The organism is Enterococcus sp. AZ015 (assembly GCF_050499225.1).
Taxonomy (GTDB): domain Bacteria; phylum Bacillota; class Bacilli; order Lactobacillales; family Enterococcaceae; genus Enterococcus_D; species Enterococcus_D entomosocium.
The window spans coordinates 400,967-413,627 of record NZ_JBMHEX010000001.1; the positions used below are offsets into that span (position 1 = coordinate 400,967).

The 12,661-nt window shown below is 45.4% G+C and carries 12 protein-coding genes; all 12 read left to right on the forward strand.

Annotation, left to right across the window (positions count from 1 at the left end; genetic code table 11):
• Nucleotides 1–53: 53 nt before the first annotated feature.
• The 12 genes from argJ (at nt 54) to IGK85_RS01965 (ending at nt 12,622) form a co-directional block, all read left to right on the forward strand.
• On the forward strand, nt 54–1,244 hold the full coding sequence (gene argJ / locus IGK85_RS01910) for a bifunctional glutamate N-acetyltransferase/amino-acid acetyltransferase ArgJ (protein WP_008376190.1): 1,191 nt from the start codon (nt 54–56) through the stop codon (nt 1,242–1,244).
• A 35-nt stretch (nt 1,245–1,279) separates the two neighbouring features.
• On the forward strand, nt 1,280–2,041 hold the full coding sequence (gene argB / locus IGK85_RS01915; RefSeq protein ID WP_429972130.1) for an acetylglutamate kinase: 762 nt from the start codon (nt 1,280–1,282) through the stop codon (nt 2,039–2,041).
• Between the two features lie 175 nt (nt 2,042–2,216).
• Entirely contained in the window at nt 2,217–3,038 is an 822-nt protein-coding gene (locus tag IGK85_RS01920) for a VOC family protein (protein WP_008376185.1), read from the forward strand.
• 410 nt (nt 3,039–3,448) lie between these two features.
• The gene (locus tag IGK85_RS01925) at nt 3,449–4,363 is read left to right on the forward strand and encodes an ABC transporter permease (protein WP_008376182.1); all 915 of its coding nucleotides are present in this window, start codon (nt 3,449–3,451) and stop codon (nt 4,361–4,363) included.
• Nucleotides 4,364–4,385: 22 nt separating this feature from the next.
• Nucleotides 4,386–5,279: a carbohydrate ABC transporter permease gene (locus tag IGK85_RS01930; RefSeq protein ID WP_005232275.1), complete on the forward strand. Its 894-nt coding sequence runs from the start codon at nt 4,386–4,388 to the stop codon at nt 5,277–5,279.
• Nucleotides 5,280–5,344: 65 nt separating this feature from the next.
• Nucleotides 5,345–6,976 carry an extracellular solute-binding protein gene (locus IGK85_RS01935; protein WP_016609584.1) on the forward strand — a complete coding sequence of 544 codons (1,632 nt, stop codon included), beginning with the start codon at nt 5,345–5,347 and terminating at the stop codon, nt 6,974–6,976.
• 37 nt (nt 6,977–7,013) lie between these two features.
• The gene (locus IGK85_RS01940) at nt 7,014–7,715 is read left to right on the forward strand and encodes a DUF624 domain-containing protein (protein ID WP_008376178.1); all 702 of its coding nucleotides are present in this window, start codon (nt 7,014–7,016) and stop codon (nt 7,713–7,715) included.
• A 119-nt stretch (nt 7,716–7,834) separates the two neighbouring features.
• The gene (locus IGK85_RS01945; protein WP_081487894.1) at nt 7,835–8,851 is read left to right on the forward strand and encodes a serine hydrolase domain-containing protein; all 1,017 of its coding nucleotides are present in this window, start codon (nt 7,835–7,837) and stop codon (nt 8,849–8,851) included.
• Nucleotides 8,852–8,896: 45 nt separating this feature from the next.
• A complete protein-coding gene (gene manA, locus IGK85_RS01950) occupies nt 8,897–9,850 on the forward strand; it encodes a mannose-6-phosphate isomerase, class I (protein WP_176257035.1) in 954 nt (317 codons plus the stop codon).
• A gap of 199 nt (nt 9,851–10,049) precedes the next feature.
• Nucleotides 10,050–11,189 carry a cysteine desulfurase family protein gene (locus IGK85_RS01955; RefSeq protein WP_008376171.1) on the forward strand — a complete coding sequence of 380 codons (1,140 nt, stop codon included), beginning with the start codon at nt 10,050–10,052 and terminating at the stop codon, nt 11,187–11,189.
• 68 nt (nt 11,190–11,257) lie between these two features.
• A complete protein-coding gene (locus tag IGK85_RS01960) occupies nt 11,258–11,599 on the forward strand; it encodes a DUF1831 domain-containing protein (RefSeq protein WP_005232263.1) in 342 nt (113 codons plus the stop codon).
• A gap of 177 nt (nt 11,600–11,776) precedes the next feature.
• Nucleotides 11,777–12,622 (forward strand): aldo/keto reductase, encoded by an 846-nt coding sequence (locus tag IGK85_RS01965; RefSeq protein ID WP_008376169.1) that lies wholly within the window; start codon nt 11,777–11,779, stop codon nt 12,620–12,622.
• Nucleotides 12,623–12,661 lie beyond the last annotated feature (39 nt).

The window sequence follows — 12,661 nt, forward strand, 5'->3', positions numbered from 1 at the left end:
CTCGTGTCAGCCAGTGGACAATCCGCAAAAAGGTGGCAGTAGGAGGAAAGAAAATGAAAGAAATCGAAGGAACGATCGCAACCCCCAAAGGTTTTTTTGCCGACGGTCTGCATTGCGGTCTGAAGAAAGAGAAAGTCGATCTTGGTTGGATCGTCTCTGAAGTGCCAGCCAGTGCTGCGGCAGTCTTTACCACCAATCAAGTACAAGCGGCACCCATTCTCGTTACAAAGGAAAAAATGCAAGCAGGCACCTTGCAAGGCGTGATCGTCAATGCGGGCAATGCCAATGCTTGTACCGGGGAGCAAGGTTTAAAAGATGCACAAGAGATGGCAGAATTGGCAGCAGCCCAGCTGCATACGAGTCCCGAAGCCTTTGCGGTAGCCTCCACCGGAATCATTGGCAAGAGCTTACCGATGGAAAAAATCACTGCAGGGATTCAGCAACTAAACAGGCAAGGGGATGCCCACCAATTCCAAAGAGCGATTTTGACGACGGATCTGACTGAAAAAAGCAGTGTCATCCAATCAACGATCGCTGACAAAACGGTGACTGTTGCGGGCTGTGCCAAAGGGTCTGGTATGATCCATCCTAATATGGCCACGATGCTGGCCTTTGTTACGACGGATGCAGCGATCTCGTCAGCACTCTTGCAAACACTGCTGAAAGAGTTGACCGATGTCACCTTTAATCAAATCACGGTCGATGGTGATACATCTACCAATGATATGGTGTTAGTTTTAGCCAACGGGTTAGCCAAAAATCCAACGATCGAAGCCGATACGCCAGCTTATCATGAGTTTAAAGGGGTGCTTAAAGCAGTTCTGACCGCGCTAGCCAAAGCAATTGCGAAGGACGGAGAAGGCGCCAGCAAATTGATCGAAGCTCACACGAGTGGAGCTGTGACAGATGAAGCAGCCCGAATGATCAGCAAAACCATCGTCGGTTCGCCGCTGGTCAAAACAGCCCTCTTTGGCAAAGACCCAAACTGGGGGCGTATCTTATGTGCAGTGGGTTATAGTGGGCAACCCATCGATCCAGCAACGGTATCGATCGCATTAGCCGACATTCCCGTCTTTGTCCAAGGGACGCCGGTAGCTTTTGACGAAACCATCATGCAAGAACAGTTGGCGGAAAATGAAGTCAAAGTCGCTGTTGAGCTGAAAGAAGGGGCAGGTGTTGGCACCGCTTGGGGCTGTGATCTGACGTATGACTATGTGAAAATCAACGCACTATATCATACCTGAAACAAATCAGGTACTAGACAAAAAGGAGCGAGTAGATGGAAACGATCGTAGTAAAAATCGGCGGTGTCGCCTCAGAAAATTTAACCCCGTCATTCTTTGAGACGATAGCAGATTGGCAAGCTGCGGGCAAAAAAGTGGTCATCGTCCATGGCGGTGGTCACTACATCTCAGAAATGATGGAGAAAATGGCGTTGACAGTCAAAATCAAAGACGGCTTGCGGGTGACCGATCCCCAGACGCTTGAAGTGACTAGAATGGTCCTTTTGGGACAAGTTCAACCGCTGATTACGACTGCTTTCCAGCAAGCTGGCTTCCATGCCGTGGGACTGAATGCTGGCTGTGATCAGCTGATCCAAGGAGAAGTTATCGATGAGGAGAAATTAGGGCAAGTAGGGAAAGTTCAGCGAATCAACGCTGCTTTCCTGCAGCTCTTGACAGAGAAAAAACATGTTCCGATTTTGGCCCCACTAGGAATTACGCCAGATGGGCAATGGTTGAACATCAACGCGGATGAAGTGGCTTGTCAGGTCGCAGCCAGCTTACAAGCCGAAAAACTGTATTTGTTGACGGATGTTCCTGGCATCAAACAAGAAAGCAAGTGGTTGTCGGCTGTTTCTTTTGAGGAGATCCCCCAACTGATCGCCGAAGAAGTAGTCACGGGCGGCATGCTGCCAAAACTAAAAAGTGCTCAGAAAGCCTTAAAAGCAGAGGTAGCTGCCGTTTGTATCACCGATCGGATCGATCGTTTAGGAACCCAGATCCTCGCGGCAAGTCCAGCAGCAGCTGTCTATAGTTGAAGCCATTAGCGACACCTAAACGCCACCTCTCTACTTATAAAAATGCAAAATTCTGACTTTTCTGTGCTTTTCTTCTTATTTTCTCTAAAAAAAGAATAAAATAGGTAGGGATTTCATTTGCTAGAATTTCGTTTTATCAGTACAATGAGTACATATGTAAGTAGGGGGAGAAACAATGACAGATTTCTTATTGGGGAGCAGTACGAAGTTGCTGACTGTTGCAATTCGGGTAAAAGACCGCGATCAAGCGATTGCCTTTTATCGCGATGTACTTGGCTTTGAGCTGAAAAGAGAAGAAAATGAGTTGGCCATCTTTGGTCTAAAAGGATTAGATAGAGAAGTTTTATGGTTGGAAGAAAGCCCGCGTGCCAACGACCATTTCGGTGAGATCAAAAAGATGCAGCGCATCGTTTTAGCCGTATCCTCGCTAGAAGAAGCGGCAACTATCGCGAGCAATGCCCAACAAAAAGCGATTGCTTTCGAAGAAGCTCGTTATGAAGCGAATCAATTAGGCTTCCTGATAGCTGATCCAGAAGGAAACAAAATCGAAGTCTTATTTACAGCACCCGCAGGAACTGTGGTACCAAAAGACGAAGCAGAATTGATCAAAGCGGCACCTGCAAAAGCGGCTGGCTTATCAAAAGAGGCTCATTTTGGCAAGCTGTATTTAAACGTCAGTGATTTAGCCAAAGAGCAGCTTTTCTTAGAAGAAAGCTTAGGATTGAAAACAAAAGAAGCCGAAACAAAGGAATTTATCCTCAATGATGGTGACTTCCAAGTTGGCTTGACTGAAGCACAAGGTGGTACGATCGACTTACCGAGCCACGAGGTGCTTGGCTTAGACTTCTTGAAAATCTCCATCAGTCAAGAAGATATCGATACATTGGAAAAACACTTGTCTGAGAAGAACCAAGAGTTTTTCATCGACAAAAAACGGCAATTGTTGACGACCTACGATGCGATCGGTATCGAATGGTGGTTTATCGTTAAAAAATAAAGTGTTTTGAAAGAAAAAGCAGAGAGGACTATTCTCTGCTTTTTCTTTTTTTTGTCAAAAAAAGAAACTTTTGTTTTTATTTCGCACGAAAGAGTGTAAAAAACTGTTACATCGATTCGAAGACCAATCATTGAAAAAACGGTAGTTTATCTGCATTAGTAGAACAGGTCCAATCTATTTTGAATTTCTTATTTAGTTATTTAATATTTGAAACGCCTGTCTTAAAACTTAATATAATAGCCATTATGATTCAAAAATCTCAAACATTATATTGAATTGTGGTTATTCTTAATTTATAATAAAAAAGAATCGAGATTCGATGGCTCTGGACGCAGAGGTTATTTGTTGTTATTAATGTATGCGGTTTCTTTTGGTGGTGAGCAGTAACGGGAAGACAAGGAGTAGATGTGATGGAAAAAAAGTGGATACACCGATATTTTGCTCAGTGGGATCTGCAGATGATTGTACTGCCGGCGATTTTACTGGTAGGCATTTTTAGCTATATCCCAATGTACGGGATTTTGATGGCGTTTCAACAGTACAATATTTTTGAAGGTATGACAGGCAGTCCATGGATCGGCTTTGATAATTTTCGGCGCTTTTTTAGTGAACCACGTTTTTGGGAAATTTTACGGAATACCATTATGATCAGTGTGCTAAAGATTGCTATTTGTTTTCCAGCACCGATTTTGCTGGCGTTGATGCTTAACGAGGTCAAGAACGTTGCATTCAAACGTGTGGTGCAGACGATTACTTATCTCCCGCACTTTTTATCATGGGTGATCGTGGCGGGGTTTACGATGTCGATTTTATCGATGGATAACGGTAGCTTAAATATTGCTTTGGAAAGTTTAAACCTGATCGATGAACCAATCAACTTTTTATCGATCCCTCGCTATTTCTGGACGATCATCGTTACGACAAATCTTTGGAAATCGATTGGCTTTGGCTCGATCGTCTATATGGCAGCCATTGCTGGGATCGATCCGCAGTTGTATGAAGCAGCATCCTTAGATGGTGCGACGAAATTTCAGCAAGTTTTTTTGATCACGTTGCCTTCGATCGTTCCAATCATTACGATCTTCTTGATCTTAGAAATTGGCAACTTGTTGAATGCGGGCTTTGAAGATTTGCTTTTACTGGGGAGCAATCCAGCTCTTAGAAATGTGGCGGATGTCATTGATACCTATGTGTATCGGGTAGGGATCAGCAACTCTCAATATTCATACGCAACAGCTGTTGGTTTGTTCAAAGCAGTCATTAGTGTCACTCTTTTGAGCGGAGCAAACTTTTTCGCACGCAAAGTGGGTCACAGCTTATGGTAATCAGCAGAGGAGGAAATGAACAATGAAGAAAAATTGGGGCGACCAAGCGATGATGATTTTTATCTACCTTTTCTTGATAACGCTTGCATTCTTGACATTTTATCCCTTCTGGAATTCACTGGTGATTTCCTTTAATTCTGGACGTGACACGGTGACCGGTGGGATCACGTTTTGGCCAAGAGAATTTACGTTGGAAAACTATCAGATCGTCTTTCAAGATCAGCGCTTGATGAATGCCTTTTTCATCAGTGTCTTACGGACAGTGATCGGGACGTTTTCATCGATCATGCTGACAGCGATGGCAGCATATGGAATGTCAAAAAGAGAACTGATAGGGCGAAAATTTATTACGATTTTTTTCATCCTCACGATGTTCTTCAGCGGCGGCTTGATTCCAACTTTTTTAGTGGTACGTTCACTTGGACTGATGGATTCTTTTTGGGTAATGATCATTCCTGGTCTGATCAGTGTTTGGAATATGATCATCTTCCGTACGTTCTTTCAGCAACTGCCGAAAGGATTGGAAGATTCAGCGAAAATTGATGGTTGTGGTTATTGGGGCACGTTTTTCCGAATCATTTTGCCGTTATCAGGTCCAGTCATTGCCACTTTGTCGCTATTTACCGCCGTTGGGCATTGGAATGATTGGTTTATGCCAAGCATCTACATTACTTCAGATCATCTGATTCCCTTGCAGACCTTTTTGCAACGAGTCTTGAATTCGAACACGGTGAGTTCGCAAATGAGTCAAATCGATTCTGGCTCAGCAGCACGTTTGGCGGAAATGACTGGTGTCACAGGAAAATCCTTGTCGATGGCGATCATGATGGTGGCGACTTTGCCGATCGTAATGGTTTATCCGTTTGTCCAAAAGTATTTTGTAAAAGGTGTATTGATTGGTTCGTTGAAAGATTAGCAGAGCAGGAGGAACTCTCTTGATTAGAGGAGAGAAGGAACGAAACGTTGAAAGGGGATAAAAGAATGAAAGCAAAGGTATTAAAAGGCGTGCTGTCAGTGACTGCGATGAGTCTCTTACTGGCTGCTTGCGGCAGTGAGTCAGGGACAAAAGAAAGTGATGGGGCGGCAGCGAATGACCGTGACAGTTCGGAGGTCTTTGAATTAGGTAGTGAACCGTTGGAGATCACGATGTTTGGTAATTATGATTGGTACACGATGGATCGTTGGGGAGATGATCCAGCAACTGCTGCTATCAAAGAACTGACCAAGGTAGATATTCGCGCAATCGATGGTGGCGGGAATGCAGCACAGCGGCTAAGCACAATGATCGCTGGCGATGATCTACCTGATTTTATTTGGCTTGATCGAGGGTCGGATGTGGAACGGCTGCGAGAAGCGGGTGCCTTAGTGCCATTTGATGATTACTTGGATAAGTATCCAAACTTGAAAGAATGGGCGGGAGAAGACATCCTGAACATGCTTCGTTCAGAAGACGGCAAACTTTATCAGTTTCCCAACTGGTATAGCTCGGAGCCTTTCGGGAATGCCGGTTATGTCGTCAATAAAGAGATCCATGATGCTTTAGGTGCGCCAGAATTGAAAACAACAGAGGATCTTTATGAGTATTTGAAAGAAGTTCAAACAGAGTTTCCTGATGTCATTCCATTTGAAACAGATGTCAGCGGACAAGGGATCAATGTCTTGTACTCAGCATTTGCAGAAGGGCGTTCACCAGCAGATATCCGCATTCGCGCTGTTCCTGAAGGCGACGTATTGACCTCGATCTTTGCCAATGAAAACTACGTAGAATCGATTGAATATGCGTCAAGACTGTACCGTGAGCGCTTGATGACCCAAGATACCTTGACCCAAGATGCAGATATGGTGGCAGAAAAAGTAACCAGTGGTCGTGTAGCTGTCTATGCGGCTGCCAGCCCGTCCAACCATGCTCGCGATGCCCATTACATCTTGCAAGAGCAAAACCCAGATGCGGGGTATTTCTATATCGAACCAATTGCTAAACCAGGACTAGATCCTGACAATATTTTCCCAGGTTCCTATGAAATGCTAGGGTGGAATGTCAGTGTCATTACTAGAAATGCAGAAGACCCAGAAAAAGTCTTTGCCTTCTTAGATTGGTTGACAGGACCGTTGGGCCAATCGATCTTGATGTTTGGTCCAGAAGGCCAGTATTGGGATGGCTTTGACGAAGAAGGCTATACGCAATTTACGGATGCCTATGCAGAAGACAGTGCAGGCGTTTCGGAGATTGAGCAAGCAACTTCAAGTTTCCAATGGAACGGCAACTCCGCCTTTTTAGACAATACCAAAACAAAATTTGAACTGAATCTTCCAGAAGATCAAATGAACTGGGCAACGAAATGGCAGCATGCTATTACTTGGGACACGCAAAAAGACGACACGGAATTTGCGGCGATCAACCCGATGCCAGACTCACCAGAAGGAATCATTCAGCAACGGATCAACGATATTTTTGAAGAAGCCAATGCTTCAGCGATCTTTGCTGACAGCGATGAAGAAGTGCGTGCCATCTTTGCTGAGGCGGAAGCCCAAGCACAAGCAGCGGGCTATCAAGAGTTGCTGGATTATCAAACAGAGAAATGGCAGCAAAATCTACAAAACTTAGCCCGCTAGAGGGTAAATCAGCTGATTAGAGAAAGGAGGCGGACTGATGGGAAATGAACGATGGTATCGTTGGTATGGTGCCAGTCAAGCGATAGCTAGTATGTTGCTTTTGAATGGCTACTGGTTACTGTTCAATCTGCCTGTTCTATTGCTAGCTTTGGGGCTGATTTTCCCCAGCTCTCCTCGTCAGTTTCTTTTCTCTTTGGTTGGTTTGATCATTAGTTTTCCTAGCATTCTTTTGCCAGCGACCTTTGCTTTATTTGGGGTCATGCGGCGCTGGTTGTACTATCAAGAACCACGACAGGCCATCGGAGGGACCTTTTGGCGGCTCTATCGGGAAAATTATCGGCGCAGTGTTGCCGCAGGCCTCTTTTTCGGTAGTCTCGCTTTGCTGCTGTTAGGCTCTTATCGCCAAATCGATTCCTTTCAGTTGCCCTTATTGGCTGTCGGCTATTTGTTTTTAAGTAGCATTTTACTCGTGTGGTTGCTGTATTTTATCTGCGACAGTGTGCATTTGGCGGCACCCATGCGGCTCGCCTTGATCAAAAGCTTTTTCATCATCTTTTGGGCACCGTTGCAGACACTAATGTTGCTAGGGCTGTTGAGTGGCCTCGCTTTACTGCTTGTCTTGATTCATCCCTTACTCGCTGGACTGATCTTAGGTGTACTAGGCAGTCAATGTGCGTGTTACAGTTATTTGAGAATCGTCCAAAAGGCGCAAGCAAAAGCTGCACCAGCCGATGAGTAATCTATGTAATACTGATTAGAAAAAAATCTGAAAACTATCCTTAATGGGTAGTTTTTTTCATTGGCGAAAAGTGCTAAAGTTAGAAGCAAGACAAGCCTGAAAGGAGCGAGTATGGAATGATGACAATGTACCCAGAAACAGTACAGCTCATTCAAGAAAAAATGCCGACCGTTTTCCCAGGAGCGGTGCTGCGTTTTATCGCCGGTGAAACCCAAGAGACCCAGGTATTCGGACAGGCAGCGCTTCTTCCGAAAACCGAACCCATGACGAAAGATCATTTGTTTGATTTAGCCTCATTGACGAAAGTCATTTGTACAACCACCGTCCTGTTAAAATTGTGGAATCAAGGGAAAATCGAGATGGAGGCACCGCTTACTCGTTGGTTGCCAGCGTTTAAAGACGATCGGGTAACGATCAAGCACTTGCTGACGCATACGGCAGCCATCAACACGTGGATTCCTCATCGAGACCAGTTGGGTGCTGCTGCTTTGCGCAAGGCGTATTTGCAGCTTGAAAGCAGTGATACGATCGGTCAAACGGTCAACTATACGGATACTGGTACGATTTTGCTGGGCTTTTTATTGGAGGAGCTGTATCAAAAATCAGTGACCGAGATTTTTCAAGAAGAAGTCTTGACGCCTTTAGGCATGAAGAACAGCGGCTTTCCGCCTTTTCCTCCTTCACAGCTGCCATTGATCGTGCCTACCCAGCAGCAGCCAGACGGCAGTATCCTTAGAGGAATCACCCATGACCCAAAAGCACGAGTGCTGGGAAACCATGCCGGCAATGCCGGGTTGTTTTCTACCGTGGATGATTTGACGCTGTTCGTTCAACTGTTACTGGCAAACGGTCAGCAGCAAGGGGCGCCGTTTTTCTCAGAAAAAGTGATGCAGGCGCTGGCTCAGAGGCAGACGCCTGAAAGCACAAAGCCCCGCACCTATGGCTGGGACTTATTGGGTGCACCATACCAATTATTTCATACAGGCTATACAGGCACGTTTCTCGCAGTAGATATCCCTAACCAAAAAGCGTTTATTTTCTTATCGAATCGGGTCCATCCAGTGGATCATCGAGAAAGCTACTTGGGTCATCGTGACGAAATCCTGCAATGTTACTTAAAAGAATCTGCCGAATAAGTGGATTCATGCTATAATATGCACGAACAACTAGAGAGGGGAACAATTATGGAACCATTGTTTATGAAACCTGTTTTTCAAGAAAAAATTTGGGGAGGCAGTCGCCTGCATTCTGTTTTTGGTTTTGATTTACCGAGTGACAAAATCGGTGAAGATTGGGCGATCAGTGCGCATCCTCATGGGGTGAGTGTCATTGAAAATGGGCCGTTTAAAGGCAAAACATTGGCGGATCTTTGGCAAGACCATCAAGAACTATTTGGTCATTCAGACGAACCAGTCTTTCCATTATTAATTAAAATTTTAGACGCAGAAGATGATCTATCCGTTCAAGTCCATCCTGATGACACGTATGGGTTAGCCCATGAAGGGGAATTAGGGAAAACGGAATGCTGGTACATCATTGATGCCGAACCAGGTGCGGAAATCATTTATGGCCACCATGCACAAACCAAAGAAGAACTTGCGGAAATGATCGAAGCGGGTCGTTGGGATGATTTGTTAACAAAAGTCCCTGTGAAAAAAGGCGATTTCTTCTACGTGCCAAGTGGAACGATCCATGCCATTGGGAAAGGGATCATGATCTTAGAAACCCAACAAAGCTCGGATACGACTTATCGGGTGTACGACTATGATCGTACTGATGATCAAGGACAAACACGGGAGCTGCATATCCAACAATCAATCGATGTGACGACGATTCCTGCACGGACGCCAGAATTATCGATCCGTGAAGTCAAACAAGGACAATCAGCAGTCGTTACCTATCTTGAAACGCCATTTTTCAATGTGTATGAATGGGAAGTACGTGGGAAATTATCTTTGGCACAAAAGGCCGATTATACCTTGATGACCGTGATTGATGGGTATGGGCAGTTGATGATCGACGGTCATTCCTATGAACTAAAAATGGGCACGAGCTGCATTTTGCCAAACCCGATCAAGAAATGGGAATTGGTTGGTGAATTGACTGTCATTGCCTCTGAACCTGGAAAAAAATAAAACGATCAGTAAGTGACGTGATTCGCACAAGCAAAACAGCACACGTTCCTGATTTTTCGTAAGGCTGAACGCGTTCAGCTGCCTGTCATCATTGGCGATTTTTCCGCTTTTGACTGACAGGTTTTTTCGTATGGACACTCACGATAGACGTCTGAGGAAGATTTGTTATAATGGCAGTAATGAAGGATAGGTGAAAAGAATGGTTTACTTAGATCATGCAGCAACGACACCGCTGCACCCAGAAGTGATCAAAGTGATGAGTGAGACGATGCAGACATTTTTTGGCAATCCATCAAGCATTCATCATTATGGTCGAGACGCCCACACCCAATTAGAATTGGCTCGTCAAGCGATCGCTCAGCAGCTAGGGGTCAAGGAACATGAGATCATTTTTAACAGTGGAGGTACCGAAAGCGATAATACAGCGATCATCGGTACAGCCCTTAGCAAACAAGCACAAGGCAAACATATCATTACGACCCAGATCGAACATCCGGCGGTCATTGAGAGTATGCGCTATTTAGAAGGCTTAGGCTTTGAGGTGACCTATTTGCCCGTAGATCAAAAGGGGCAATTGGCCGTCAGTGAAGTTGAGGCTGCCTTACGTCCCGATACGATTTTAGTATCCATAATGACGGCAAACAATGAAACGGGCAATTTGTTGCCGATTGCAGAAATTGGCGCCCTTTTACGGGAGCATCCCGCCGTTTTTCATACCGATGCCGTGCAAGCTTATGGCAAAATCCCGCTTGAAATCAATGAAAACAGTATTGATCTCTTAAGCATTTCCGCTCACAAAATCAACGGACCAAAAGGGATCGGCTTTTTGTATAAACGAGATGGCTTGTCGCTACCTGCGCTACTCCATGGTGGCGAACAAGAAGAAAAACGGCGAGCAGGGACGGAAAACTTAGCAGCCATCATGGGAATGGCCAAAGCAGCTTCTTTGCATACCCCCGAAGCGCAGCAAGCAGCGGCGGAACAATATCAAACATTTGCCGATGTACTGATGGAGACCTTAGCAGCACAAGGCATCGATGTTCAGTTGAATGGTGACCCAGCACACAAATTGCCGCATATTTTGAATCTGCGTTTCCCAGGTGTCAGCAGTGACTTGCTGCTGATGAAATTGGACTTAAAAGGGGCTGCGATCTCGACAGGCAGCGCTTGTACGGCGGGCAATGTGGAGCCCTCCCATGTGCTCGAAGCGATGGTGGGCAAAGAGCATCCAGCTATTCGGGAATCGGTCAGAATCAGCTTTGGCTATGGCAACACATTGGCGGAAATCGAAGCATTTGCTCAGCTATTAGCAGAAACTGTCTTAGCAACGAAAAAGTAGGAGAACAGCTAGCAATCTCGCTGAAAACTATTTATAATGAAAGAAATGATGTTAAAGAGGTGAAGAACATGGCATTTGAAACAACAGCAACCGTTTTAGGCGCAGCAACCCAATACCGCATTGCTCCTGAAGCAAAAAAATATACGTTGCGGGATAATGGCTTTACAGAAACGAACGGCGGCAACTTCCAATTGATTCGTGGCCTTGAAGCAACACCCCAAAGCAAAGAAGGCTTTAAATTAAAAATCACTGTTGCAAAAGATCTGCAAACCTTCAAGATGTCCATCACGACAGCCAATGGATTAAAAGCAGTCAATATTTTCAAAGATGAACAGCACAAAATGTTGCAAGAAAAATTTTACTTTTTAATGGATGGTTTTATCAGCCGCGGGTTGTTTGTCAAAGCGTAAGCTTTTGTCAAAAGCAGCTATACCGTTCAAAGGGCAAGAAGTGTGTCACTCCGCCAAGCAGGCAAGGGATTGATACACTTCTTTTGTATCTTTGCCGGTTTCTTTTTATACTAAAGAAAACAAACCTAAGCCGTTCTCAGAAAGTGGATACGTTGAGACGAGAAAGAAGGAATCCAGATGAAACGAACCTTAAACAAGCAATCCGTGTTAGCCGTTGGAATGGGGACTTGGCATATGGGGGATGACCCTGCTAAGGAAAAAGCCGAGATCGATGCGCTGCAAGCGGGCATCAAAGCCGGAGCGGCTGTCATCGATACCGCAGAAATGTACGGCGAGGGAAACGCAGAAACGCTAGTTGGCAAGGCGATCCAGCCCTTTACACGAGGGGATCTTTATTTGATTTCAAAAGTTTATCCCTGGAATGCCTCCGCAGATGAATTGCCGAAAGCTTTAGACCGTAGCTTAGCGCGTTTAGGCACCGACTATCTTGATCTGTATCTGCTCCACTGGCGAGGAGATGTGCCGTTAGCAGAAACAGTTGACGCACTAGAAGCTGCCAAAGCCTCTGGAAAGATTCGTGCATGGGGCGTCTCTAATTTTGACGTGGCAGATATGGAGGAGCTGTTGCGGTTAGAAAACGGCGATCAATGTGCCGCCAACCAAGTACTCTATAATTTAGGTGCCCGGGGGATCGAATACGATCTTTTGCCTTGGCAGGCAGAGGCTGAGATTCCGGTGATTGCCTACTCACCCATTGCTCAAGGCGATCGGCTAGGGCACCACTTCAAAAATGATGAAGTGGTGAAAGAGCTGGCAGAAGCCAAAGGCTGCACGATTTTTCAGCTGCTTTTGGCATGGACCCTTCGACAACCCCACGTCTTAGCGATCCCCCAAACCAGTGACTCGCTGCATATGCTGCAGAACATTGAAGCTACCAAAATCGTTTTTTCCAAAAGCGAATTGGCGACAATCGATGCACGCTTTCCGGAGCCAACGAAAAAGCAGCCGTTAGCGATGATTTAAAGACGCAGATCACAGAAAAAAGCAGTAAAGTAAGGAGCG